The organism is Cytobacillus sp. S13-E01 (assembly GCF_029193815.1).
In the GTDB taxonomy this organism is placed as follows: Bacteria; Bacillota; Bacilli; order Bacillales; family Bacillaceae_L; genus Bacillus_BV.
In genome coordinates, this window is record NZ_JARFVC010000028.1 from 1 (window position 1) to 24,617 (window position 24,617).

Consider the following 24,617-nt stretch of genomic DNA (forward strand, 5'->3'; position numbering starts at 1 on the left):
GCTCACTGATGCGAAGTAATTTCCATGACTGAAGTTTAGTTGCTTCGATTTCCACTTCTATTGTATGTAAAGGGGTATGATGTTCGCGGATTTTCTTTAATGATTTAGTAAAGTCGGATGGTTCATTTTTTTGGCGTTTTTTAATTTCTTTGTTTGGTTTTTTCAAGAGAATCCCCATCCTTTCTAAGAGGTTAACTTCGAGATTTTTTTTCCTGTATGTACCTTTTTACAGTTTCTTCACTTACCTTGCCTACTGTACTAGCGAAATATCCCTTACTCCATAAAGAACCCGACCTGTTGTAGAATTCTTTTAATTTAGGGAAATTCTTAAATAATTCTCTAGCAGAAATACTTTTAAGGATACGGACTACGTCCGTAGGTGCAATTATTGGCTTGGTTAATATAAATAAATGAATATGGTCGGGCATTATTTCTATTTCTTTAATTTCAAATTCATATTGAGTGCTAATAATCCGAAGGATTTGTTTCAACTCTGATTCTACGTTCCCGTTTAACACATTAAATCTAAACTTTGGACACCATATAATATGGTATTGGATAAGGAATTTACAATGATTTAATCTATTGTATTCGCTCATTTTTCACCTTAAAATCTTAAAATTAAAACTCTATATGTGAATTTTACCACATAGGAATGTATGTTCTCAATACATATTTTGAAAGAAAGTCGCTCAAATAGGGCAGTCCGAAGACTACCCTTGAGCGAAGCCCTTACATCCACGGGGCAAGCCCGCGTGGTTTTACGGGCTATTTCTATAACTAACACGCTAAGATTAGGCTATCTAGAGACAAAGTGCTGTTTAAAAACATAAAAGGGTCAGACAAATTTGTCTGGCCCATCAGTTTATCCCGCATTAACGGGCAGTAAGTCCCCCACTTCAAAAAATTAGAGAATTCGAAGAAGTTTAAGTGGGGGATGAAAGAAAACCCCCACTGAGGGAAGTTTCCTTTATTTCTTTAGAATACCTTTTAAAACAAATGCAACGTTAGCAGGTCGTTCAGCTAATCTACGCATGAAATAGCCATACCAGTCATTCCCATAAGGTACATATACTCGCATTGTATACCCTTCATTGACAAGTTGCTCTTGTCGCTCTGAACGAATACCGTATAGCATTTGGAATTCAAATTGTTCATTACTTATGTTATGTTTTTTTACTAATTCTTTTGTATATTCGATCATTGCATCATCATGAGTCGCAACTGCCGTATAATTTCCATTTAATAGATGCATTTCAATAATTTTTTTGAAATTATCATCTACATCTTTTTTCTCTGGAAAGGCAACTTGAGGTGATTCTTTATAAGCGCCTTTAACTAGGCGAAGGTTAGGTTTGTATTTATTTAAATCCTTGATATCTTGAACTGTTCGGTACAAATAAGCTTGGATTACAGTACCAACATTATCATAATCTTCTCTAAGCTTCTTGAAGATATCGAGAGTTTTTTGACAACGAGAATAATCTTCCATATCGATTGTAACAAAGACCCCATTTTCCTTTGCAGCATCTAAAATCCGCCGCATGTTTTTGAGTACTACATCATCTGAGATGTCTAAACCCATTGACGTCATTTTTAAGGACAATTGTGAGTTTATCTTTTCTTTACCAATGGCTCTAATTGCTTCTATTGAGTTGTCTGCCATTTCATTCGCTTCTGCCTCGTTATCGACAAATTCACCAAGATAATCAATCGTAACAGCTAAGTTCTTTTTATTTAATTCTTTTATCGCTTGTACTGCTAGTTTAATAGTTGCCCCTGCTACAAAACGGGCTGCTCCAAAGCGTAGTCCATACTTCTTTGCTAGTTTTGTTAGCAATCTATTTTTTGATAGGAACAAAAAGAAATTTCGTAAAAGTTGTTCCATGATGTGCCCCCCTTGTAAACGCATACATACTCTATATATTTAGATACTATAATCCAACCTCATTTTATCACCTTTATACTAATTTGAATATGATTACAGAAGAAATTTGTCGAGAACTCGTCATTTTTGTCAGTCCTTCTTCGTATAGATACATCATTATGAGGGAAAATATAGCGTACAAATAGAAAGTAAGAGTCAAAAACTATCAAGGAGGTTTCTCTATGCAACAACAGCAAAATACGCCTCTTAACCAACAGGCGGTTCATCCTCAACCACCAAATGTTATCAGTACAAAGGACTTATTGTATTTAACTGACATGATGTCGTGGAATTTATTGGCCCTTAAAAAGGCTCACTTTTATGCAGGTCAAGTCCAGGTACAAGGTTTAAGTCAAGCTCTAGATGAAATTGGACAAATGCACCAACGTCACTATATGAAAATTCTTGGTCATTTAGAAAGTACTAACCATCCCATACAAGGCATGCAACAACAAAATCAACAATAAAAGCAGTCAGGAGGATAATTGATATGGATCAAAGCAAACAAAGTCCTAACCAGTTAAAAAACCCGAAAACAAAGGTTCCAAAGACACCACAAATGAATGACCGGGATTTTATAAACGATATGCTCGCAACTGAAAAGTATATGACCGACGCCTATTCAAATGCCCTAAATGAAGCGAGTCACGAGGCGCTCTATCAAGATATCAGAACCATTTTTAATGAAACACAAAATAGTCAACGCCAATTGTTTAACTTAATGTTTGAGCATGGATGGTATAAACTAGAAGCAGAAGAACAACAAAAAGTACAACAAAAACACCAACAGTTTTATAATTATACGACTACTCAATTCGTATATCCTACTAATGGGATGATGCAATAGCCCTTTTTAGTAATAAGTAATTTCAACGATTTTTATAGTCAACCAATCAGAATTCTCTAATTTTAGTAAATTTGTTTCATAATTCGACAATCTTATTACTCAAGTCGGCAATTCAATCTAATCATTCAGCAAATTCTAACTAGCCATAAAAATAATTCAATACAGTGGAGCCGGTCACAATCCTTTTGTGCCGGCACCATTTTATCCCGCATTAACGGGCAGTAAGCCCCCACTTCAAAAATTAGAGAATTCGAAGAAGTTAAGTGGGGGATAACTGCCCGTAAAAGCCCGATAAGTTCAACTAACCCTCAGTGGGGTATGAAAGAAAACCCCCACTAAGGGAAGTTTCCTTTATTTTTTTGCATTAGTCGCTCTATGCTCTTCATTCAACCGTTTAATTTCAGTTATTACCTCCTTCATCTGTTCCTTTGCCTCTGGGTATGACTCATTCCAATGCTTTACAAGTGGTGGCATTGATTTTGCGATATGTGTGTACAATGCCCACATTTGCACTTTTGCCAATATATTTGAATCGCTTTCTCCAACCATTAATTCTGTATATTTTTCAAGAAGCCCGTCAAATTGCTGAATAAACTTTTGATCCACTACTTCATCTCCTTTTTTACCCTTGTTTAATTGTTTATATCTGTATTATAAACCTTTTCCTACACATTAAGTTTTTTTCTTATTCCCAAACAAGAAAAGCGCAGGGCGCCCGGAGCTAGACGTAGATAGACAGAGACACGAAGTTATACACAACCTTACAATTTTATAAATTCCTTAACAAATACAAAAAAGAAACCGGCTTATCACCAATTTCTTTTATACTTTTTTACAAGTAATGGGACAGGTTATACAATGGTCGATTTGACTAGTGGTTTGATAGTAAAGACAACACGTTTTTCGGACCCTTACTTCTTTATCATGCTCTGGAAGATAGGTTTTTTTTGAAAAATATCGTGATAGGGGATTACGGTTACCTGGACCAAATAAATATCCATTTGCATTCCCTACTACATAATTAAAGTCATCTTCTATAATCGTTTTATACATATCAAATCGTTCATCCTCAAGAAGCATTTCATACAACCAATAAATATAGATTGCGATATTCTCCCATAAGATCAATTTTGAAATTTTCGTTTCTCTAGATAATACGTCAATAATCACCTGAATATGTTCAGAGAATAAAGATTTTAAATATTTATCTCTCCATCCCATTCTGTTATCTTCGGCAACACAACATTCTAAGTTTTGTAGTCGAAAGTTTGGTAACCATACTGATATTTCTTTGTTTTCATCTGTTTCTATAAAAACATTGTTTAAAGAGACATTTAGTTGCTTATTAAGGATGGTCATAGAATAAAGTGAAAGAACAGCGAAAAAGCCATACCTTTTGACCAACATTGAAGCAGTTACTTTCTGATCTGGGGCATCAATTGTTGCTTGTAATTTGCTTAAATAGCTCGTTAGCTTTTCTTTATCCAATAAATCACTTACGGCTATTGATAATTCAGATGGATAGGGCTGTTCACTTAGACGAAAGTTTTTTAGCTGCTTGATTTCATCTGTATGAAATACAGTTGTCATGTTACACTCCTACCTTTTTTAAAATGCAACGTCCCTTTCCATGTGGAATACATAATGGTGTTCCAAAAAGTGGATCGACTGTTACCTCACATTCCATTGAGAACACATCTCTAACTAAATTACAATTAATCACATGTTCAGGTCTACCTTGTGCGTAAATTTGTTTATCCTTAATTGCAACAATATGATGAGCATATCTACATGCAAGATTCAAATCGTGTAAAACCATAACAATCGTACGGTTCTCTGTTTCATTTAATTCAAATAAAAGATCCAAAATTTCAATTTGATGTGTCATATCTAGATAGGTTGTCGGTTCATCTAGTAAAATGACATCTGTTTGCTGCGCGAGTGTCATCGCAATCCATGCACGTTGGCGCTGACCACCTGACAAAGAATCAACAGGACGTTCTGAAAACTCCACCATTCCGGTTGCTTCTAAAGCTCGATTAACCATAGATTCATCTTCTTCTGTCCATTGTTTGAACCAGTTTTGGTAAGGATAACGGCCTTGTTTAACTAACTGCAACACAGTAAGACCTTCAGGAGCAACGGGTCCTTGTGGGAGAATCGCTAATTTTTTCGCTACTTCCTTGGTCGCAAGCTTAGCAATTGCATCCCCTTCTAGAAGAATCGATCCTTCCTGTGGTTTAAGTAGTCTTGCCATTGAACGTAAGAGAGTCGATTTACCACAGCCGTTTCCACCGATAAATACAGTAATCTCACCCTTTGGTATTTGTAAATGTAGGTCATCTATAATTAATGTTTCACCATATGATAGTTTAAGTGCGTTCGTTTCTAAGGCATACATGATTGCTTGCCCCTCTCCTATTTAATTTCGACTCTTGTATAGTAGGTAGATAAAATAAGGTGCTCCAATGGCAGCTGTAAAAACTCCAGCTGGCACTTCTAATGGTGAAAATAATGTTCTACCAATTAAATCAGCAAGCAAAACAAGTAAGCCTCCAACTAAAGCTGCAGTTGGTATAAGTGCTCCAAAAGCAGAACCAACTAATTTCCTTGCAATATGTGGTGCCATTAAGCCCACGAAGCCAATCCCACCAGCAAAAGCAACCGCACTACCAGTCAATGCTGTACTCGCTAAAAGCAATATTAGCCTTTGCTTTTGAACAGCACTACCGACACCTGTCGCAACCTCATCACCAAGCTCTTGTACGTTAAGATTTCTTGCTGAAATGATAGATATCGTGACTAAAATGATAACAACAGGTGTTAACACTGCTACATTTTGCCAAGTTGAGCCGTACACTGTTCCAGTAATCCATATATTTGCCTGACTAGCGCGATAAATCGGACCCATAATCATAAACATTGTTGTAAACGCCTGCATCAGAGCCGAAACACCTATCCCTATTAAAACTAGTCGTATTGGCGATACCCCATTTTTCCAAGCTAATAAGTAAACTAAGATTGCCACTATTGTTGCGCCAATAAACGCTGCAACGGGCATCCATTTAATGCTTACAGTTAATGAATTATTTGCATCACTAAAAAACGCCAAGAACGCAACTACGGCTACTGCAGCTCCACCGGTAAGGCCAATAATATCTGGTGAGGCAAGTGGGTTTCTGATAATACCTTGTAAGATACTCCCTGCTACCGCTAAACTTATTCCAACTAATAAAGCGATAATGATTCTCGGTAAACGAAATGACTTTACAACCAAGGTTTCCATCTGCTCACCATAACCAAATAATACTTTTACCACAGTGATTGGGTCTATTTTCATTTCACCCATTCCAGTGCTTATTAAAAATAATAAGATGACTAGTGCAAAGAGAACCGAAAATACCGTTACCGACCTTTTATCAATTAAAAAGGATAGTAATCCTTTTTTCCCTAAACGAAATGCTGTGTATTTGCTCATGACTTATGAAACCCCCTACGAGCAATATAGATGAAGAAAGGCGTTCCTATTATTGCTGTCATTACACCAACTGGTACTTCTTCAGGCATAACGACATAGCGTGCTGCAATGTCAGCTAGTATTAATAGTACTCCTCCTAATATTGCACAATAAGGAATAATCCATCGATGATCTAAACCTACCAAGGATCTCGCTAGATGTGGAACGACAATTCCAATAAAGCCTATTGGACCAGCCACCGCAACTGAACCCCCTGCTAGTAATATAATGACAACAGCCGCTAATAATTTAACTGTTCCAGTTCGTTGTCCTAATCCCTTCGCAACATCCTCACCCATTGTTAAAACATTGATTTTGTTTGCAATTAACAATGATAGAACCCATGCAGTCATTAGATACGGCATAACTCCCCAGAGTAATTCAAGATTTCTTCCAGCAACAGAACCAGCTAGCCAAAATAAAACTTGGTCTAGCGCCATTTCGTCTATTACTAGAAATCCCTGGGTAAAGGATGAAAACATCGCAGCCATTGCAGCCCCAGCAAGGGTAAGTTTCATCGGAGTTAATCCTTCTTGTCCTAATGACCCGATAAAATAGACTGTAAATGCAGCTACTGTTGCACCTAAAAAAGCAATCCAAGTGAAGGCCTGTAATGAATTAATAGAAAATAACGAAACTGCAATAACTATAAAGAAGCTTGCGCCTGCATTGACACCAAAGATACCAGGTGAAGCCAGTGGATTTTTTGTTAGTGCTTGCATTAATGCACCGGCAATCGCTAAGCTTGCCCCAACAGCCGCAGCTATCAATGCGCGAGGCAAACGAACTGACTGAATAATAATATGTTCATTCGACCCATCAAACTTAGTAAAAGCATCTAATGCCATACTCCATGTTGTATTTGTATACCCATAAACAATACTTAATGACATGCTTATTATTAGAACGATAATTCCAGTTATCAAGCCGATAAATCTGGAGCGTGTTGTTGATAAGATCATATGCTAAAACCCCTATTGTTTTAAAAAGATAAGAAAGTATAAAAGTTTGTACCTAGTGTTAGTGTCTAGCTCCGGGCGCCCTGCGCTTTTGTTCCTATATCCACTTTGATAGTAGTGTTATTTCTGCTTCTCTTAAATAATATACCGAGAATACTTCTCAATCAGTGACAAAACTCACATACAATTATATTCACATCATATATAGTCTATTTCAAGTGATAATTACTGTCAATGATTATGAAAATCATTTTCATTTTTTTATTGACAGAAGGCTTGCTACGTTTTATCATCATAGACGTGAATGAAAATCATTATCAAACATACTTGGAGGTAAGACAATGAAATCAACAAGAAACAAATTTATGTTAGCATTTATAACTTTATTGCTATCATTTACATTCATTTTAGCTGGTTGCAGTGCTGAAAAAGAAGAAGTACAGGAGGAAAAGCCAGCGACAGAAACAGAATCAGATACAACGGAATCTACAGCATATACAGTGGAGCATGCTATGGAAACAACTGAAATTCCGAGCAATCCTCAAAAGGTCGTGATCCTTACAAATGAAGGAACTGAAGCATTATTAGCAATGGGAATCACACCTATTGGAGCTGTTAAATCTTGGTCTGGTGATCCTTGGTATCCTCATATCGCTGAACAAATGGAAGGCGTTCAGGTTGTTGGTACTGAAAGTGAAGTAAATGTTGAAGCAATCGCTGCTTTACAACCAGATCTAATTATTGGTAACAAAGCGCGTCAAGAAGAAATCTATGAACAACTAAAAGCTATTGCACCAACTGTTTTCGCTGAAAGATTACGCGGTGACTGGCAAGAAAACTTCAAGCTTTATTCTAAAGCCGTGAATAAAGAAGATGAAGGTAATAAAGTTCTTGCAGATTTTAATGCACGTATCGATTCTCTTAAGTCAAGCGTTGATTTAGACACTGAAATCTCTGTTGTTCGCTTCATGGGTGACCATACACGTATTTACTATAAAGATACATTCTCTGGTGTAATTTTTGATCAAATTGGTCTTAAACGCCCTGAAAATTTAGAAGCATTATTTGCGGATAAGCCAGAGGATATGTTTATGAGAAAAGTTGGAAAAGAAGGTATTCCTGAAATGGATGGAGATGTAATTTTCTATTTCTCTTATGAAACTGGTGATGGTTCAGCAACAGCAACAGAAACAGAAATGACTACTGATCCACTTTGGCAAAATTTAAGTGCTGTAAAAGCAGGAAATGTTTACAAAGTGGATGATGCAGTATGGAATACTGCAGGCGGAGTTCTCGCAGCTAACTTAATGTTAGAGGATTTAGAGAATTACCTAACAAAAGAGTAAAGTAAATATAGTAGAATAGGCTGACTCGCAATGGGTCAGCCTATTTCTTACTGTTAAGGAATTTATAAAATTGTAAGGTTGTGTATAACTTCGTGCCTCTGTCTATCTACGTCCAGCTCCAGAGCCTAAGGCGACTAGTGGACTTCCCTCACCTCCTTACGACGAAGCACAGGATGTGCAAGTAAGGCGTAGCGCACAGGACGTGTGCGCTTCTAGTGTTATAAGTCAACATCGAATCGCTTTCGCTCTTTCGTGTTTCCTTTATCTCAAGGTAAATGAACGTCGACTAACATCCGCCACGTCCTGTGGCGAACGTCGACGTCAGCACATCCTGTGCAAGGCAGTCCATACGTCGCTAAACGGGGCGCCCTGCGCTTTTGTTCTTTATTTCCCTCTTAGCTTTTCTAAAATGACTTGCGCTTCATACCCTGCATTAAAGTCGTAAACATTTGCTTCTTCGCCATTTAGTGCTTTAACTATATTTTCCAATAATGAAGAAGGTACTACGTCATCAGTGGCTATTTCAGCAATAGGTTCTAAAAGCTTGCCACCTTCTAACGTCCCCCAGTTTACTAATGAAAGAGTTCCCTCAGTTCCATATGCAGTGAATGCAATTCGTTCCTCACCTGCAACCTCACTAATCCCATTTATAATAAACGGGGTACCATCTTCTAATTCTATAGTTGCAAAAACACCAATTTCACTTTTAGTAGGATCTTCAGGAAACTCGAGTTGCCCATCTTTATACTTTAATGAACCAAAAATTCGTTGTGCTTGTTGAATAAAGTGGACACCTACTTCTAGTACAAATCCACCTTGTTCTTTACTTGCAATCCAATCGTTTTGTTGCCAATAACGTGGCCACCCTGGAAATTTCATCGTGAGTTCTACTCTGCGTAAACGTCCAATATAATTTTCTTTAATACGTTTAGCAAATGCATTCGCACCTGAACTATAGTTTAAAGGGAAATTCATCGCATGAACAATTCCAGCCTCTTGTGCTATATTTTTCATTTCTAGTGCTTCTTCAAGTGAATTAGCTAGTGGTTTTTCACATAATATATGTATCCCTTTGCTCATTACATCAAGTGCAATAGTATGATGGTATTTTGGAGGTACGGCAACATAGACTATGTCTAACTTTTCACCATTTAGCATGTCTAAATGACTGCTATATCCATTAATCCCACCAAGTTTTTTTTGCATAGATTCTACTCTTTCCTTCACATGATCGCATACTGCAACAACTTCAGTTCGTGGATACTGACCAAATGATTGAATAAGTCTTTCACCAATAGCTCCTAACCCAATTACCCCTACTTTATATACTTTAGTCATCCTACATCCCCCATTATTTATCAAATGTTTAATTTTTAAATGATTGAGATTAGTTCCAATACAAGCCTTATCACAAGATTCTATCAACAAAATATTATACCAGATTAGGCGTGTTTGAGTAACTATATAGAGCACTACGTCTCACTAACGGTCAGGGTTTTTATTATTTTAAGCCGGTGAATTCAACAATAAAAAACAGACCCACAAAGGGGTCTGTTATAGTAGCATATATTTATGCCTTGCGTACATTTGTCGCTTGTGGACCACGCTGGCCGTCTTCAATGTCAAATGTCACTTCTTGTCCTTCATCAAGGGATTTGAATCCTTCACCTTGAATTGCTGAAAAGTGAACGAATACATCTTCTCCACCCTCACGCTCAATAAATCCAAAACCTTTTTCACTATTAAACCATTTTACTTTACCATGTTCCATTTTTGTTGCCTCCTAGTATGTAAAAAGTAAACAAAATTATAAAAATAATCTTGCGTGATTATTATTACCCGCTAGACATTTTTTAAACATAAATTTAGGAATTTTTTTTCGCTAACCCAATTCCTTGTTATGGCCTTTGATATAAGGATATTGCACTAATTCTAAATTAGATTTTTAATATCGTATACTTTACCATTTTCAATCTCATGACTAAAAAGTAACTTTACAAGGGATGCCGCTACGAAACCAGGTGTACGTAGCATGCCTTGTTCATTATATTGAATAAATGTTTCTACATCTGCAAAATCTGTTTTATCTGATTGTCTTATTGTCTTCTGCATATCTGTATCCATAACTCCAGGAGAAAATGAAATCACCTTCGCCCCGAACTGGGCACTCTTTTGTTCTAACGCCGCAGATTTAGTAAACATGTCTATCCCCGCTTTTGTGCTGCAATATGTACTCCAGCCATAGATTGGTCGATTGGCTGCTCCTGATGAAACATTTATAATAACCTTCTCTGTATTTATACCTTCTGTATGAGCGATAAATTGAGAAGTTAGTACCATTGGCGCGATAAGATTCACGCGAATGTTCGCTTCAACTTCCCTACTCGATGCCTTTCCAACAGGCTTAATAGGATCAACAACTCCCGCATTATTGACAAGATATATCCCCTCAGTATTGGAAACATCGATGGACGCTAAGATTTTCTCCATCATTTTTTCAATTTCTTCAAGCTTTTGTAAATCACATGAAAAATAATACAGATTTACATGGTTTTCTTGAGCAAGTCTCTTGAGATCATTATTTTGCTTTCTTGAAACACAAAATATAGTATGGTTCTCATGAAAGAGTTGCTTTACTACCGATTCACCTAACCCCTTGGATGTACCAGTTACAATAAAATATTTCAATAAACTACACTCCCCTATTTTTCCGATAGTTATTTTTCATCTGTTCAAAAAGTGAAGAAAGAAATACCCAGCCGTCTGAGGCTTTTCCTATAAACTTATATGGTAATAGATTCATTATTCCTAGCCATATATTATAAAAAATCGTTAAACTTACTAACATATTTTCTATCTCATAAATTCTCATCATCACTACTGCAATCACTATATTCATTACTGGGCCACCAACTGCTATCATTGCTTTTTTAAAATCACTAATTTCTAAGGAGGAATCATTCTTTGAAAAAGCCCCTATAAAATAGACAAGGTTAATTTCTAGAAACGTACCTCCCACTTTAAGGCCAAAAAGCTTCGGCCCAATCCCCAGTGAAATCTGTGTTCCTCTTACTTGAAAAAATCTAGCAACTAGGATATGACCAATTTCATGTAAGAGGTTCGAAATGGGTGCAGCTAGTAACAAAAATCCAATTAACAGCATTCCCTTACTCCTCTCCAAATTTCGAGTACAGGAAATGGTTTTTGATTACCACTCCTTCCTAAAATCATGATAACAAGAAATGCTGTGCTTGAATATTATTTTAGCAAAAAACCTTTATTCAATAACCCCTGTTTCAATTAATTTAACCTCAGCTTCCACATTTACATTTATATCTTTATAACCTTTTTTCCACTTTGTCGGATCAAAGTCACGAATGGCATTTTCTGCTGCAAAGCCAATTCCTATAGGGTCCGTCTCTTTTTCTTTAAAATTCAGGATCATTTCTAATGACCGTTCTTCTATCTTTTCTTCCATTTCTTTAATAATTTTATCAACGACAGGCTGATCCGCTTTTCTACCAGAGAACTCACTTAACATGCCTTTTAAATACACTGTAATCGTAACTTTAGGACTCTCACCACTCTCATCAACAGTAATGGTTCGTTTAGATTCGATTCTTTTAATAGCTGCATATTCATCACTGCCTTTTAAATTTAGCGTATATGTGCCCGCCCCAAAGTTTTCGACCAGTGATTTAAAGAAAAACATATCTCCCTCAGAAACTTTATCAACGAGCTTATCTTCTTTAAAAATTCCAATTCCAGTCATTCTTACCTTATTTCCGTCTAATATTAATATCGGGAGAAAAGGATCCATCCCCTGTGCAAAATAGCGAAACATAAAAGAATGAAGAATCGTATTAGGCAAATCTCTACGATCAATATTATGTTCGATTAAAGTAGCGATATAATTTCCTGTCCCTAAATTACCAAGGTCTTTCTTCAACACTTCAGAGGCTTCTCCATCTATAATACCAAGATACATTCTTGAACCCACACTCGCATCACGTTGAAGCGCATCTACATATTCGATTATGCCTTCTTCCGCTAGCTCTTTACTATAGATTGCAGCTTTAATTCCACCTGTTACAAGTGGATCGGCTGATTTCTTTTGGAGTACATTGATTACTTCTTTTGCTAAATATGATTCTTCTATAAACTGTTCATTTTCAACACTATCATCTGCTTTAAAGACAGGGATTACACATGTTCCTCTAATTTTACCGCCTTCTGCCTTGTCAAACCCAATCGCAGTTACAATATTTATTTCATCAATAATTTCTTTTTCTAACGAGCCCAACGTTATTGTTAAAATAATGAGGATGACTACGCTGACAATCATTAGGGCTTTCTTCATTTTTTCTCCCTCATTTTGGAAAGTAGTAGTGTAATGAAAAATAGAATCGGAATATAGACAAAATTAAAATAGAAACCGATAGTTGAAAGGGTATCATTTGTTGTATTAATAATCCCTCTAGAGTTAAGTAATCCGATAGCGATTACCGCAATGATCATTTGAATGATTAATACTGGCCTTTGTTGAACAGTAAAAAGACGCTTAATGGTACGGCTAGAGGCCCACAGTGCCAAACAAATATTAGGAAGAATAATTAAAATATAAGAGGCAATCCCTACATATTCAAACCTTGAGACAAAGGGTAATTCGACGATTTTCCACATGGACAGTGTAGCCCAAATTTGCTTTTCTAGCTGAGCCTCACTAAAAAAAAGGAAGGCAGCTAAAGCATATATAAGATACAAAAGAGTCGTATAAGCAACCGCTAAATATGCCCACTTTTTTGACTTTTGAGGTTCTTTTATAAAGGGATAAAAAACAAATAGCACTTCATATCCAATCATACTTAGACTCATTCCCCTAGTTGCAGCTGCAAGCTCCATTATTGAGTGATCTAATATAGGTAATAAATTACCAAAATTAGCAAATTTCAATGGAAATACTACCATTAAAACTAAATAGGATGGGAAAACAATGCTAAATAAGCTTATTCCTGTAACAGTACGGAAGCCCCCAGAAATAACATAATAACTTAGTAAAAAAAAATATATAGTAAAGATCCATACATTAAATTCAGGAAACATCCATACCTGAATAACCTCGATAAATGTCCGCATTACAACAATGGTAAATAGAAGTAGATAGGCTGTAAAAGCTAAAGACAAAAATCCACCAATCCATTTTCCAAATACATCTTTATGAACAGCAATGATATCGCCTTCAGATTTCTCTACTATTTTATAGATCATCCAGATTACCAACACCGCCAGCATTCCAGCGACTATAATGGATATCCAACTATCATAGCCGGCCGCCTTAGCGATGATCCGTTGAAACCCAAGTACACCGACACCAATTTGGATTGATGAAATTAAGAAGAACACTAGATATGGTGATACTAAAAAACGTTCATCCACTTTTTTCATGCGGCCATCTCCTTGTAGTACACTTATTCATCGATGTCCTTATTCATTTGAGCATTTTTTCTATTAAACCGCTCTGGCTGCTGGGAACGTAAATATTGAGGTCTTTTTGCCAGTTTACTAAACGGAAGTCTAACTAGTCCGTCTTTAAGATCATTTAATCTAAGCGGATAGATCGGCTCTAATATTGGCCTTCCAAGCGATGTAAGTCGAATAAGATGTGTTAGTAAAATACAAAAGCAATAGACAACACCTAGTAATCCCCATAGCTGGGCAAACAGAAGAAACGGAAATCTCAGAATACGGATAGTGTTGCCCATGTTATAAACAGGTGTTGTAAATGATGCCAACGCTGCCAACGCAACAATAATTAAAAGTACATTACTGGTTAAGCCTGCTTCAACCGCTGCTGTTCCGATTACAATCCCACCAACGATACCAATTGTCTGACCTACTTTTGTTGGCAGTCTTGCCCCTGCTTCTCTTAGCAACTCAATTGTTAATTCCAAAAACACCGCTTCTAATATAGGTGGTAGCGGTACTACTCGTCTTGACGTAATAAGTGTCCCCATCAATTCCCTGGGTATTAGTTCATAATGAAAGGTGAGAACCGCAACATAAAGGGGTGTGACTAAGATTGAAAATGTTACAGAAAAAAACCTTAATAATCTTAAAAACGTAGCCACATACCAATTTAAAAAATAATCCTCAAACGATGAAAAAAATTCGATTATTGTCGTAGGGCCAATTAAAGCATGTGGGGAGCCATCTACTAAAATAACGACTTTCCCCTCTGATAATACAGATGCAACCCTATCTGGTCGCTCTGTATCTAATAATTGGGGAAAGGGTGACTTTTGGTTATCTGCAATCATTTGTGCTACAAAAGAGCTATCTACTAATTGATCAAATTCTATATCTTTTAATCTTTGCAGCACTGTTCGAACATTTGTTTTATCAGTAATACCCTCAATATATAAAACACTAATTCGCGTTTTAGATAATTCTCCCACTGTTACTTCTTTTACTTTTAAATCAATAATTGGCAATCTTTTTCTAATTAGATTTAAATTCGTATCAAGGGATTCAACAAAGGCTTCCTTAGGACCAACAACACTAAATTCAACCTCTGGTACAGAAATACTACGATTTTCATTAAGTGCTGCTCTAATCAGCGCACAGGACTGATCATGTTTGTGAAATTGAACCATGATATATCCAGAGATCACTTTTGATTTAATTTCTTCAATATCCTTAGAAATGATAATATCTTCAATTGGCACAGCTTTCTTAATATCCTCTATATTCTCAAATGAGTGTTTATTTAAAGAGGGCAACACAAATTCGTGTATGATTTTCGAGTCTACCAATGTTGTCTGGTAACAAATCCAGTATGGTTGAATCGCTTGATCATTCAAATAATACAGAAAATCCCCCATCTTTTGAAAGGCCGTAACTATAGTTTCTACTAGCTTCGGTTTTTGATGTTTTTGCTTCCGAAACATGTTAAACATATGCATCACCATTTACGTCATATTTCAAACAGTTTAAATAAACGTTTGATAAGTAGCCCTTCAATTAATTCCCTTCTGTTAGTTATTCCATGAAATGTTAGGTAATTATGCAAAAACTTTAATAAGAAAAGCACAGGCGCCCGGAGCTAGACACTAAAACTAGGTACAAACTTTTATACTTTCTTATCTTTTAAATAAGCCTACCAACTTGGTAGGCTACTCTAAATCATTTATTATTTTTTCTCTTTCTTTATATCCTGTATATCCGTCTCCTCCGCTATCTCAGTTTGAAACCTATTTTCAAAGCTTGTACTGTTAAACGTTAAGTGATTATCACCTTTTTTTAATACCTTACTTTCCATATAGGCGTGAAACAGAGCTTCTGACATTGCTATAAATGTTGCTGCAAAAAGTGACGCTAAAACAATCCTATCAGCCTGCCCAATAAATAAAAGGCTTAGCGCCCATACTGAAGCGAATGCGAGGCCAAAGTCTGCAAAAGTAGCTACTAAATTTCCGAACCTTGGCAATATAAATAAATCTCCGATAACATATGCCACTCCTGTGACTAGTATGCTTATCATCAATATTCCCGCTATAGAAGCATTATAGTAAATCCCTAAAATTGACAAAAGCACAACCGAAATGACAATATATTTAATCCCTAACGCCTTTAGATGCCGCATTTTCAGTTCATCCTTCCCTACATACATTGGATTAATTACTACTAGCAGTATTATTTACTAAAGTCCTTCAAACTATAAATGTAAAGTAAAACTTCAAACGCCAGTGCTTCGTTGGACTTTTAGGGGCATTTGATCCTCCTGAATTACCAGCTTCTTTTGGTGGGGTCTAACTGCCCCTTAATAAGTTTGGAAAAAAATTCGAATCTGTAATTACTATTTCTGCATGAAATATCTCCATTGTGCAAAAGCTTATCATATTGCCATATTAGGTAAAAAATTCTACCGAGGTGTTTTTGCTATGAAGGAAAAAGGCTTTACTTGGATAATTATTCCAATATTTGCATCTATATTATTTATTTCCGTTTTTTCACCATTTGGTGTTCGCGAGGATAATACGGCACGACAGCAGGGTCCCACGATTCAACAAATCCAAGGTTTAGATAAAGACAAGGACTTGATGCAACCAAAGATAATAGATAAAGATGATAAAAATAAAGGAAATAATAAGCTATTCACTGTAAACTCGATTCAAATTGGAGAATCCATAAAAAACGATTTAAACAACAGTCCCAAAATTACAACTGTTAATCACAATCCAAGTGATTCGAGCCATTTCTTTGAAAACCAAGTAATTGTCAAATTTAAAACTGACATTAGTGAAAATCAACTTTCCACCTACCTGAAAGAAATTAACGGGAAATTGCTTAAAAGAATGGATTCAATTTACACCTTCTCATCAGAAACTAAAACAACAGTGGACTTAATTCAATATTTCGCTCCAATTGAAAATGTTTCATATGCTGAGCCAAATTATATTATGATGCAAAATGAAATTTCACCTCCAAATGATGAACTATACCAACGATATCAATGGAATCTACCACTTATTGAAACGGAGGCTGGATGGAGGATAACTCAAGGAGATGAAACAGTTAAAATCGCTGTAGTTGATACTGGTGTAGATCTTGAACATCCTGATTTAGCCCGTCGTTTAACAAAAGGCTATAATGCCTTAAATGATTCCGATCAAGCTGATGATGATAATGGACATGGAACCCATGTTGCTGGAATTATTGCTTCTGAAGTTAACAACCATGAAGGAGTTGCTGGAATTACATGGTTTAATCCGATCATTCCCGTTAAAGTAATGGGTGAAGAAGGCTATGGATCAACGTTTGATATCGCCAAAGGCATCATTTGGGCAACTGATCAAGGTGCAGATGTTATCAACTTAAGTCTTGGGAACTACCAGCATTCAGATATGTTAAAGGATGCAATTGATTATGCCTATCGAAAAGATGTCGTAATGGTCGCGGCTTCTGGTAATGATAATTCCAGTCAACCGAGCTACCCTGCCGCATATCCAGAAGTACTTAGTGTGGCAGCCGTTGATAACTATGGTGAGCGTGCTCCATTTTCAAACTATGGAGACTATATCGACGTAGCCGCACCGGGTGTTCAAATTGCTAGCACATACTTTAATAAGCAATATGCTGCATTATCAGGTACATCCATGGCAGCACCACATGTCGCTGGATTGGCAGGCTTAATACGTTCTATAAACCCTGATTTACTAAATACAGAGGTAATGGAGATTATTCAAAATACAACTATTGATCTTGGTGATAGAGGAAAAGATATTTATTTTGGAGAAGGACTAATTGATATCGTAGATGCTTTAGAAGCCGCATCGGACTAGAAAAGCGCAGGGCGGCCGGAGCTTGACACCAAAACTAGGTTAAGATTTTTATACTTTCTTACCTATGTACAAATTTTACATTCTTAACCTTTTAAAAAAGTGTTTAGACTCCTTTTTTTACTATCTCATCTATCTATATTGGGGGTGATAAGATGAATCGAGATAGGAAACTGCTACCATTGGAGCACAGGCTTATATATTTATCGATTATTTTTTTAGCATTGTATGTTTCTCCGTACTATATTCTAGGTGAAAACGCTCATATGCGCATCCATGATAATCTCGATTCAAACATTGCCTGGTACAAGGTATTAAAAGAAAGCGGTCAACTATTTGGTCCAGTTAATGCCTTTATTCCACAGATTATTAATGGCAATCTCTCTCGGAATGCATTTGGAACGGAATTTAGTGTGATTGTTTGGTTACACGCTTTATTTCCCTCAATCCTTGCATATGCGTTAAGCCAAACCATTACGAGAATCCTAGCATTTTTCGGAATGTATCTATTGTTAAAAAAACATTTTATAAAGGACTTAGAATGGGCATGGATTCGAGTTGGTGTGGCATTAGCCTTTGCACTAACACCATTTTGGCCATCTGGAATGCTAAGTACACTCGGTATGCCCCTCGCTCTTTGGGCATTTTTAAATATTCGTGCAGGTGAAAAGACATGGACAAACTGGGTAGTATTAGCATTGCTACCTCTTTTATCAAGTTTTGTTCTTGGTTTCTTCTTTTTTCTATCGGCAATGGGATTATTTTGGATTGTTGAAGTTATTCGTGGAAAAGGGTGGAACCCCCGTTTTTTTTATTCAATTATCTTTATGACCATCGTGTTCTTGATGGTGGAATATCGACTAGTCTATTCCTTTTTATTTGATCATGAACCAAACAGTCGTGATGAATATTTTCATGCGAGATTGTCATTTTTACATTCGATAAAGCTTACATTTAAAAACTATATCCTTGGACATACCCACGTTATGACAGTACATGGACTTGTTATATTACCAGTCACCATTTTGGCATTATACGCAGTCCTTATTAAAAAATGGTGGAAGCAAGAAAAGGTATTTATTATTTTACACGTATTAAATATTACCCTTTCCGCTTGGTATGCCTTTTGGTTTAATAAAGGCTGGCTTCCATTAACAGAACGATTCAATTTCTTAGATACCTTTAATTTTGCCCGCTATCATTTTTTGAGACCGTTAATTATCTATATGCTATTTGCAATTTCACTTAAAATTTTATGGAGGTTAGGTCATACCTGGCGACGTACCTGTATATTTTTAATCGTGGCTCAACTTCTAGTTCTCACTGGCTTTAATGAGGAAATCCTGCACCGGAAAAAGCCATCATTTAAAGAGTTTTATGCGGAGGAACAGTTTCAAGCGATTAAGGAATATATCGGTTTACCCGCCCAAGATTATCGGATTGTAAGTATCGGAATCCATCCTGCGATAGCACAATACAACGGTTTCTATACACTCGATACCTATAATAACTTTTATCCATTAGCCTATAAATATCAGTTTAGAAGGATCATTGAAAATGAACTCACTAAAAATAAGAAGATAAAACAATACTTCGATCAATGGGGTGGTCGTTGTTATATCTTCATTGATGAAATTGGAAAGCACTATATGTTCAAAAAGAATACAAAGAAAGCAATAAACAATCTAGACCTTAAAATTAATCCCTTTTATGAAATGGGTGGCCGTTATATTCTTTCTGCTATACCCATTCATAACGCTAGCTCAAATGGACTTATTTTAGAAAAAATATTTGAATCCACCGAATCAGCTTGGAAGATATATTTGTACAGAACAAACATTACATCTTAGGAGGGCCAAAATGATTAAGCCAACACTTACAATTGTTGTTCCTTGCTATAACGAGGAAGAAGTGTTACCTGAAACAATCATACAACTTAGTGGTTTGTTAGAAAAGTTAACGATTGAAGGACTTATTTCAAGTCAAAGTAAACTATTGTTTGTAGATGACGGTAGTAAGGATGCAACATGGTCTATTATTTATAAACAAGGCCTACTTGATCCGACTATAAAAGGTCTTAAACTTTCTCGCAATGTCGGACATCAAAATGCTTTGTTAGCCGGATTATTCACTGCTAACAAGCAGTCTGATTGTGTCATTTCTATTGACGCTGACTTACAGGATGATATTGAAGTTATTCGAGAGTTTGTGCAGAAATTTACTGAAGGCTATGAAGTCGTCTATGGTGTAAGAAAAGAAAGAAAAACAGATACCTTCTTCAAACGGAACACAGCTCAAGGATACTATAAAATAATGAATAAAATGGGTGTAGACATTATCTATAATCATGCAGACTATCGGTTAATGAGTAGTAAAGCGATTGAAGAACTCGAGCGGTTTGGAGAAATAAATCTATTTCTAAGAGGGATTGTTCCATTGGTAGGATTTAAATCTACTCAAGTCTACTATGATAGATCCGAAAGATTTGCAGGTGAAACAAAGTACCCGCTAAAAAAAATGCTTTCGTTCGCCCTTGATGGTATCACATCTTTTAGTGTCACTCCAATTCGCTTTATATCATTGGTAGGTTTCTTATCCTTTTGTGTTAGTTTGTTATTTGGTGTTTATTTTTTACTATTAAAAATAACAGGGAACACAACAACTGGTTGGACATCATTAATAACTTCAATCTGGTTAATTGGTGGTTTACAACTGATTGCAGTTGGGTTAATTGGTGAGTATGTAGGCAAAATATACAAAGAAACTAAACGACGTCCTAGATATATTGTTGATATTAATACATTTAATCTCGCTTTTCCAAAAGGACAATCCGATTCAAGTGAAGAGGAGCCGTTACACCTTGGTTTTACTAAGCTTCCTGAAACAAACTAGTCCATTTGTTCGGTTTCTTTTCGTTGGTTTCATTAATACTTTTATTGGCTTATCGACAATATTTATTATGATGTACAAAATAGATGTATCTTATTGGGGTGCAACATTTATTGGGAACAGTGTAGGAGCTATTGTTAGCTTTTTGCTTAACCGCACTTTTACATTTAATAGTAAGATCTCTTATCGTTCTGGTGGTGTACGGTTTTTAATCGTCATCTTATTCTGTTATTTCTTTTCTTATTCAATTAGTGATCTAATTACAAACTTCCTACAGGAGTTACCTCTTAAGGCGCAAATCATTTACGAAAATGACCTTGCCGTATTAATCGGAACAGCGCTTTACACAATCACGAACTATCTTGGACAAAAATGGATCGTTTTTTCTAAGTAAACCTCGGGGTCAAGCTAATAATAGGATTGTCAACAAAAATAAATAATAAATAATAAAGTTTGACAATTTTGTGAACTAAATGAATAATATATGTATAGGGAGGATGAGTGCCATGGAAGTTAAAGTGAAAATATTGGATGCTTTAAAGTATATAAGTGGAACCATACTTGCAATTGGTTTAATTTTTCTTTCGTTCGGATTATTAGAAAGCGGTTACAATTATTTAGCACCTATAGGTATAGGTACGATTGTAGGAGCTGTCTTTATCTTTCTAATGGGTATCTTTTTTGTTGCAACAGAAGAGATGCTAGGGAAAATGAGTAATTAAAATAAGTTTGTTCATTTTATAAAAAACGATCACCAATTAATAGGAATATCAAGTGTTGACGATGCTTCCTAAAGATGAAGGTAACGGTAGAAAAGCAGTTGATACCTCGAGCTTGACACCTAAATTAGGTACAAAAAGAGCGCCATTGTAGACGCTCCTGTTGAAAAATCGTATTAATAATAACCCCAGACTAGAGTTAATAACGTACCAAAGACAGTAACTACAGCTATAAAGAATCCGTAATATAGAGTAGTATAGATGGATTTCTTATCCTCAGTTTCACCTGCATGCATAAATACTACTAGCTGAACAGCTGCTTGTATAAATGCTGTTATAAGAAGAATCGTCGCACCCAATGCGAATGACATATCAAAGAAGTAAACAGTTAGAGCAATTGCAGTAAGGATTAGCGAAAATACAAAGCCCATTACTTGTTTACGCGGGAATAATTCTTTCATTTTACATCATTCCTTTCAAGAAGACGAAGCTGAAGATGAAGATCCAAACGACGTCAAGGAAATGCCAATAAAGAGAGAAGATGAATGCTTTATTGGTTGTTTCTGGAGTCAACCCCCGCTTTTTAATTTGAAGGAGGATGAATAGTCCCCAGACTGTACCGAATGCAACGTGTGCTCCATGCGTTCCTAATGTCAGGAAAAGGATCGATGTAAATCCACTAGTTTGGAGTGTTGCCCCTTCGTGTATATACACAATGAAATCATAAATTTCTACACCTAAAAACGCCAGTCCAAGGAGAATTGTGATTGCAAAGAACACCATCATCGCTTTTTGTTTTCCAATACGCATGGCGTGAATTCCAAGGCCAATGGTAAAACTACTTGTTAAAAGTAGAAAAGTTTCAATTAGTACTGGAGTGATTTCAAAAATTTCAGCTCCAGTAGGACCGTTGCCAGTACCATTTACTAATGTTAAGTAGGAGGCGAAAAGCGTCCCAAAAAGCGCAATTTCCGCTCCTAGGAAAATCCAAAAGCCTAAGATATTTAAGCGGTTTTGTTCCGTGCTATATTCAAGAGGGAGCGAGTGATTTATTTTCATATTCTAGTGCCTCCCAATTTTTTTTCAGTCTCTTCAACTTCTTCAACTGAGATGTAACGCCCGTGATCTTTCTCGAATGAACGGTAGCCTAAACAAGCAAAGATACCGATTGTGGCAAGGATTAAAACAATCCACATGCCAAACACAAACGCAAAGCCCCAAACGAAAAAGATACTTCCCATGATAAACGGCATACCACTGTTATTTGGCATATGAATTTTCTTTACTTCTCCATTGAACAGTGTAAAGCCCTTTTTCTTAGAGTCCCAGAAGGCTTCTGTTGATTTAACTTCTGGTTCAATTGCAAAGTTGTATTCAGGTACTGGACTATGAGTAGCCCATTCTAATGAACGTGCATTCCATGGATCCGACGGAATATCTCTTGATGCATAACGAATACTATAGTAAATATTGTACACGATTAAAACAAAGCCAACAGCCATCCCAAGCGCTCCGATAAACGAAATCATATTCCAGATTCCAAATCCGGTTGACTCAGAGTACGTATACATCCGGCGTGCTTGACCATCTAAACCTGAGATAAACATTGGGAAAAATGTTACACAAACGCTTATTGAGATAAACCAGAATGACCATTTCCCAAGTCTTTCATTCAGCATAAACCCAAACATCTTCGGCCACCAATAAAAGAGACCGGCAATCATTGCGAATACAACACCAGGAATAATGACCAGATGGAAGTGGGCCACTAAGAACATTGTATTTTGGTATTGATAGTCAGCGCTTGCCATTCCAAGCATAACCCCGGTAACCCCACCAACGGTGAAAATTGGGATGAAACCTAATGTATAAAGCATTGGAGTGGTAAAAACGATTTTCCCTTTTCGAAGCGTGAATAACCAGTTAAAGATCTTAACCCCGGTCGGAACAGCAATAGCCATGGTTGTTATTGAGAAAATACTATTAACGAGTGGTCCCTGACCCATTGTAAAGAAGTGATGAACCCAAACTAAGAATGATAGGGCAGAAATAGCTACCATAGAGATTACCATTGATTTATAACCATATAGATTTCGACGTGAAAAGGTTGCAATAATTTCACTATAAATTCCAAACGCTGGTAAAATTAGAATATACACCTCAGGATGGCCCCAAACCCAGAACAAGTTCGTCCAGAGCATATCCATACCGCCATTTTCAGTTGCAAAGAAGTTAGTTCCAAATAAGCGATCCATCGTTCCCATTGCAAGTGCAATTGTTAGTACAGGGAAAGCGAAAGCAATAATTAAGTTAGTAATTAATGCAGACCATGTGAACATTGGCATTTTCATTAATGTCATACCAGGTGCTCTCATTTTAAGAATGGTCGTGATAAAGTTAACTCCAGTTATTAATGTACCTAACCCTGAAATCTGAAGTGATATCATATAATAATTTGTTCCTACAGATTGACTAAATTCATTACCTGCAAGTGGAAAAGGAGAGGACCAACTTGAATCGGGAGATCCACCTACTACAAAAGAGATGCTAAATAACATTGCTCCGAAAAAGTATAACCAAAAACTTAGAGCATTTAGCCTCGGAAACGCTACATCACGGGCTCCAATTTGTAACGGAACTACGAAGTTCATTAAGGCCATGATAAAGGCCATAGCCATAAATATAATCATAACAACACCATGTGTTGTGAAAATTTCATTATACTCCTGTGCGCCGAGCAAAGTGTTTTCGGGCACAGCCGTTTGAGCACGCATCATAATCGCATCTACTCCACCGCGGAAAAGCATTAGCAACGCTGAAATTAGATACATAATACCGATACGTTTATGGTCAACAGTTGTTAACCAATTACGCCATAGATAACCCCATTTTTTTAAATAAGTCAATCCGACCAAAATTGCAATTAAAGTAAGAGCAATAGCAGCCATTGATGCGTAAATAGTCGGACTTGGATTTGGCACGGCAAATCGGGCAAAGTAATCCATATTTTATGACTCCTTTCAGTAATTATTTACTTATGGTTATTGGACAAACAATTGAATCCTAATGTGTCGT

At 36.4% G+C, this 24,617-nt stretch carries 26 protein-coding genes; 8 read left to right on the forward strand and 18 right to left on the reverse strand.

Going from position 1 to position 24,617, the window contains the following annotated elements; genetic code table 11:
* Window positions 1-191 precede the first annotated feature (191 nt).
* Together tnpA and PY093_RS15465 are read right to left on the reverse strand one after the other, a co-directional pair.
* Complete coding sequence (tnpA, locus tag PY093_RS15460) at window positions 192-599, reverse strand: IS200/IS605 family transposase (protein WP_275646754.1); 408 nt, start codon at window positions 597-599, stop codon at window positions 192-194.
* A 371-nt stretch (window positions 600-970) separates the two neighbouring features.
* Entirely contained in the window at window positions 971-1,888 is a 918-nt protein-coding gene (locus PY093_RS15465) for a proline dehydrogenase (protein ID WP_275646755.1), read from the reverse strand.
* A gap of 221 nt (window positions 1,889-2,109) precedes the next feature.
* Between PY093_RS15465 and PY093_RS15470 the strand changes: the two genes are divergently transcribed.
* Window positions 2,110-2,394 carry a hypothetical protein gene (locus PY093_RS15470; protein WP_275646756.1) on the forward strand — a complete coding sequence of 95 codons (285 nt, stop codon included), beginning with the start codon at window positions 2,110-2,112 and terminating at the stop codon, window positions 2,392-2,394.
* Window positions 2,395-2,417: 23 nt separating this feature from the next.
* On the forward strand, window positions 2,418-2,774 hold the full coding sequence (locus tag PY093_RS15475) for a spore coat protein (protein ID WP_275646757.1): 357 nt from the start codon (window positions 2,418-2,420) through the stop codon (window positions 2,772-2,774).
* A 351-nt stretch (window positions 2,775-3,125) separates the two neighbouring features.
* Here PY093_RS15475 and PY093_RS15480 read toward each other — a convergent pair whose 3' ends face one another.
* The 5 genes from PY093_RS15480 to PY093_RS15500 form a co-directional block, all read right to left on the reverse strand.
* Window positions 3,126-3,380, reverse strand: coding sequence for a YusU family protein (locus PY093_RS15480; protein WP_275646758.1), 255 nt, complete (start codon window positions 3,378-3,380; stop codon window positions 3,126-3,128).
* Between the two features lie 216 nt (window positions 3,381-3,596).
* Window positions 3,597-4,364, reverse strand: a complete 768-nt coding sequence (locus PY093_RS15485) for an IucA/IucC family C-terminal-domain containing protein (protein ID WP_275646759.1) — start codon at window positions 4,362-4,364, stop codon at window positions 3,597-3,599.
* A gap of 1 nt (window position 4,365) precedes the next feature.
* Entirely contained in the window at window positions 4,366-5,175 is an 810-nt protein-coding gene (locus tag PY093_RS15490) for an ABC transporter ATP-binding protein (RefSeq protein ID WP_275646760.1), read from the reverse strand.
* 21 nt (window positions 5,176-5,196) lie between these two features.
* The gene (locus PY093_RS15495; RefSeq protein WP_275646761.1) at window positions 5,197-6,252 is read right to left on the reverse strand and encodes a FecCD family ABC transporter permease; all 1,056 of its coding nucleotides are present in this window, start codon (window positions 6,250-6,252) and stop codon (window positions 5,197-5,199) included.
* Complete coding sequence (locus PY093_RS15500; RefSeq protein ID WP_275646762.1) at window positions 6,249-7,253, reverse strand: FecCD family ABC transporter permease; 1,005 nt, start codon at window positions 7,251-7,253, stop codon at window positions 6,249-6,251. The genes PY093_RS15495 and PY093_RS15500 overlap by 4 nt, the downstream gene beginning before the upstream one ends.
* Before the next feature lie 338 nt (window positions 7,254-7,591).
* Here PY093_RS15500 and PY093_RS15505 point away from each other — a divergent pair, with 338 nt between their 5' ends.
* A complete protein-coding gene (locus PY093_RS15505) occupies window positions 7,592-8,596 on the forward strand; it encodes an ABC transporter substrate-binding protein (protein ID WP_275646763.1) in 1,005 nt (334 codons plus the stop codon).
* A gap of 384 nt (window positions 8,597-8,980) precedes the next feature.
* Here the strand turns inward: PY093_RS15505 and PY093_RS15510 are convergent, their stop codons facing one another.
* The 8 genes from PY093_RS15510 to PY093_RS15545 all read right to left on the reverse strand — a co-directional run bounded on the left by PY093_RS15510 (window position 8,981) and on the right by PY093_RS15545 (window position 16,238).
* The gene (locus PY093_RS15510) at window positions 8,981-9,934 is read right to left on the reverse strand and encodes a Gfo/Idh/MocA family protein (protein ID WP_275646764.1); all 954 of its coding nucleotides are present in this window, start codon (window positions 9,932-9,934) and stop codon (window positions 8,981-8,983) included.
* A gap of 232 nt (window positions 9,935-10,166) precedes the next feature.
* On the reverse strand, window positions 10,167-10,367 hold the full coding sequence (locus PY093_RS15515) for a cold-shock protein (RefSeq protein ID WP_275646765.1): 201 nt from the start codon (window positions 10,365-10,367) through the stop codon (window positions 10,167-10,169).
* A 161-nt stretch (window positions 10,368-10,528) separates the two neighbouring features.
* A complete protein-coding gene (locus PY093_RS15520) occupies window positions 10,529-11,284 on the reverse strand; it encodes a (S)-benzoin forming benzil reductase (protein ID WP_275646766.1) in 756 nt (251 codons plus the stop codon).
* Window positions 11,285-11,288: 4 nt separating this feature from the next.
* A complete protein-coding gene (locus tag PY093_RS15525) occupies window positions 11,289-11,759 on the reverse strand; it encodes a site-2 protease family protein (RefSeq protein ID WP_275646767.1) in 471 nt (156 codons plus the stop codon).
* Between the two features lie 114 nt (window positions 11,760-11,873).
* A complete protein-coding gene (locus PY093_RS15530; protein WP_275646768.1) occupies window positions 11,874-12,956 on the reverse strand; it encodes a Ger(x)C family spore germination protein in 1,083 nt (360 codons plus the stop codon).
* Entirely contained in the window at window positions 12,953-14,041 is a 1,089-nt protein-coding gene (locus PY093_RS15535) for a GerAB/ArcD/ProY family transporter (protein WP_275646769.1), read from the reverse strand. Before PY093_RS15535 ends, PY093_RS15530 begins: the two co-directional genes overlap by 4 nt.
* A 23-nt stretch (window positions 14,042-14,064) precedes the next feature.
* Window positions 14,065-15,552, reverse strand: coding sequence for a spore germination protein (locus PY093_RS15540; RefSeq protein ID WP_275646770.1), 1,488 nt, complete (start codon window positions 15,550-15,552; stop codon window positions 14,065-14,067).
* A gap of 233 nt (window positions 15,553-15,785) precedes the next feature.
* A complete protein-coding gene (locus PY093_RS15545; RefSeq protein WP_275646771.1) occupies window positions 15,786-16,238 on the reverse strand; it encodes a YndM family protein in 453 nt (150 codons plus the stop codon).
* A 298-nt stretch (window positions 16,239-16,536) separates the two neighbouring features.
* On the opposite strand from PY093_RS15545, the gene PY093_RS15550 reads away from it, so the two are divergent.
* The 5 genes from PY093_RS15550 to PY093_RS15570 all read left to right on the forward strand — a co-directional run bounded on the left by PY093_RS15550 (window position 16,537) and on the right by PY093_RS15570 (window position 21,545).
* Complete coding sequence (locus tag PY093_RS15550; protein WP_275646772.1) at window positions 16,537-17,937, forward strand: S8 family peptidase; 1,401 nt, start codon at window positions 16,537-16,539, stop codon at window positions 17,935-17,937.
* 152 nt (window positions 17,938-18,089) lie between these two features.
* Window positions 18,090-19,784 carry a DUF6044 family protein gene (locus tag PY093_RS15555; RefSeq protein WP_275646773.1) on the forward strand — a complete coding sequence of 565 codons (1,695 nt, stop codon included), beginning with the start codon at window positions 18,090-18,092 and terminating at the stop codon, window positions 19,782-19,784.
* A gap of 10 nt (window positions 19,785-19,794) precedes the next feature.
* A complete protein-coding gene (locus PY093_RS15560; protein ID WP_275646774.1) occupies window positions 19,795-20,826 on the forward strand; it encodes a glycosyltransferase family 2 protein in 1,032 nt (343 codons plus the stop codon).
* On the forward strand, window positions 20,795-21,217 hold the full coding sequence (locus PY093_RS15565; RefSeq protein ID WP_275646775.1) for a GtrA family protein: 423 nt from the start codon (window positions 20,795-20,797) through the stop codon (window positions 21,215-21,217). The genes PY093_RS15560 and PY093_RS15565 overlap by 32 nt, the downstream gene beginning before the upstream one ends.
* 112 nt (window positions 21,218-21,329) lie before the next feature.
* Window positions 21,330-21,545, forward strand: coding sequence for a hypothetical protein (locus PY093_RS15570; RefSeq protein WP_275646776.1), 216 nt, complete (start codon window positions 21,330-21,332; stop codon window positions 21,543-21,545).
* A gap of 173 nt (window positions 21,546-21,718) precedes the next feature.
* On the opposite strand, the gene qoxD is transcribed toward PY093_RS15570, so the two are convergent.
* The 3 genes from qoxD to qoxB are packed head-to-tail and all read right to left on the reverse strand — an operon-like array spanning window position 21,719 to window position 24,547.
* Window positions 21,719-22,003, reverse strand: coding sequence for a cytochrome aa3 quinol oxidase subunit IV (gene qoxD / locus PY093_RS15575; protein ID WP_275646777.1), 285 nt, complete (start codon window positions 22,001-22,003; stop codon window positions 21,719-21,721).
* A 1-nt stretch (window position 22,004) separates the two neighbouring features.
* Window positions 22,005-22,601: a cytochrome aa3 quinol oxidase subunit III gene (gene qoxC, locus PY093_RS15580; protein WP_275646778.1), complete on the reverse strand. Its 597-nt coding sequence runs from the start codon at window positions 22,599-22,601 to the stop codon at window positions 22,005-22,007.
* The gene (qoxB, locus tag PY093_RS15585) at window positions 22,598-24,547 is read right to left on the reverse strand and encodes a cytochrome aa3 quinol oxidase subunit I (protein WP_275646779.1); all 1,950 of its coding nucleotides are present in this window, start codon (window positions 24,545-24,547) and stop codon (window positions 22,598-22,600) included. Before qoxB ends, qoxC begins: the two co-directional genes overlap by 4 nt.
* Window positions 24,548-24,617: the final 70 nt, after the last annotated feature.

What these genes read in the sequence shown, in the direction of transcription:
- tnpA (WP_275646754.1), bottom strand. Translation starts at nt 599, where the DNA reads ATGAGCGAATACAATAGATTAAATCATTGTAAATTCCTTATCCAATAC.
- PY093_RS15465 (WP_275646755.1), bottom strand. Translation starts at nt 1,888, where the DNA reads ATGGAACAACTTTTACGAAATTTCTTTTTGTTCCTATCAAAAAATAGA.
- PY093_RS15470 (WP_275646756.1), top strand. Translation starts at nt 2,110, where the DNA reads ATGCAACAACAGCAAAATACGCCTCTTAACCAACAGGCGGTTCATCCT.
- PY093_RS15475 (WP_275646757.1), top strand. Translation starts at nt 2,418, where the DNA reads ATGGATCAAAGCAAACAAAGTCCTAACCAGTTAAAAAACCCGAAAACA.
- PY093_RS15485 (WP_275646759.1), bottom strand. Translation starts at nt 4,364, where the DNA reads ATGACAACTGTATTTCATACAGATGAAATCAAGCAGCTAAAAAACTTT.
- PY093_RS15490 (WP_275646760.1), bottom strand. Translation starts at nt 5,175, where the DNA reads ATGTATGCCTTAGAAACGAACGCACTTAAACTATCATATGGTGAAACA.
- PY093_RS15495 (WP_275646761.1), bottom strand. Translation starts at nt 6,252, where the DNA reads ATGAGCAAATACACAGCATTTCGTTTAGGGAAAAAAGGATTACTATCC.
- PY093_RS15500 (WP_275646762.1), bottom strand. Translation starts at nt 7,253, where the DNA reads ATGATCTTATCAACAACACGCTCCAGATTTATCGGCTTGATAACTGGA.
- PY093_RS15505 (WP_275646763.1), top strand. Translation starts at nt 7,592, where the DNA reads ATGAAATCAACAAGAAACAAATTTATGTTAGCATTTATAACTTTATTG.
- PY093_RS15510 (WP_275646764.1), bottom strand. Translation starts at nt 9,934, where the DNA reads ATGACTAAAGTATATAAAGTAGGGGTAATTGGGTTAGGAGCTATTGGT.
- PY093_RS15515 (WP_275646765.1), bottom strand. Translation starts at nt 10,367, where the DNA reads ATGGAACATGGTAAAGTAAAATGGTTTAATAGTGAAAAAGGTTTTGGA.
- PY093_RS15525 (WP_275646767.1), bottom strand. Translation starts at nt 11,759, where the DNA reads ATGCTGTTAATTGGATTTTTGTTACTAGCTGCACCCATTTCGAACCTC.
- PY093_RS15530 (WP_275646768.1), bottom strand. Translation starts at nt 12,956, where the DNA reads ATGAAGAAAGCCCTAATGATTGTCAGCGTAGTCATCCTCATTATTTTA.
- PY093_RS15535 (WP_275646769.1), bottom strand. Translation starts at nt 14,041, where the DNA reads ATGAAAAAAGTGGATGAACGTTTTTTAGTATCACCATATCTAGTGTTC.
- PY093_RS15540 (WP_275646770.1), bottom strand. Translation starts at nt 15,552, where the DNA reads ATGTTTAACATGTTTCGGAAGCAAAAACATCAAAAACCGAAGCTAGTA.
- PY093_RS15545 (WP_275646771.1), bottom strand. Translation starts at nt 16,238, where the DNA reads ATGCGGCATCTAAAGGCGTTAGGGATTAAATATATTGTCATTTCGGTT.
- PY093_RS15550 (WP_275646772.1), top strand. Translation starts at nt 16,537, where the DNA reads ATGAAGGAAAAAGGCTTTACTTGGATAATTATTCCAATATTTGCATCT.
- PY093_RS15555 (WP_275646773.1), top strand. Translation starts at nt 18,090, where the DNA reads ATGAATCGAGATAGGAAACTGCTACCATTGGAGCACAGGCTTATATAT.
- PY093_RS15560 (WP_275646774.1), top strand. Translation starts at nt 19,795, where the DNA reads ATGATTAAGCCAACACTTACAATTGTTGTTCCTTGCTATAACGAGGAA.
- PY093_RS15570 (WP_275646776.1), top strand. Translation starts at nt 21,330, where the DNA reads ATGGAAGTTAAAGTGAAAATATTGGATGCTTTAAAGTATATAAGTGGA.
- qoxD (WP_275646777.1), bottom strand. Translation starts at nt 22,003, where the DNA reads ATGAAAGAATTATTCCCGCGTAAACAAGTAATGGGCTTTGTATTTTCG.
- qoxC (WP_275646778.1), bottom strand. Translation starts at nt 22,601, where the DNA reads ATGAAAATAAATCACTCGCTCCCTCTTGAATATAGCACGGAACAAAAC.
- qoxB (WP_275646779.1), bottom strand. Translation starts at nt 24,547, where the DNA reads ATGGATTACTTTGCCCGATTTGCCGTGCCAAATCCAAGTCCGACTATT.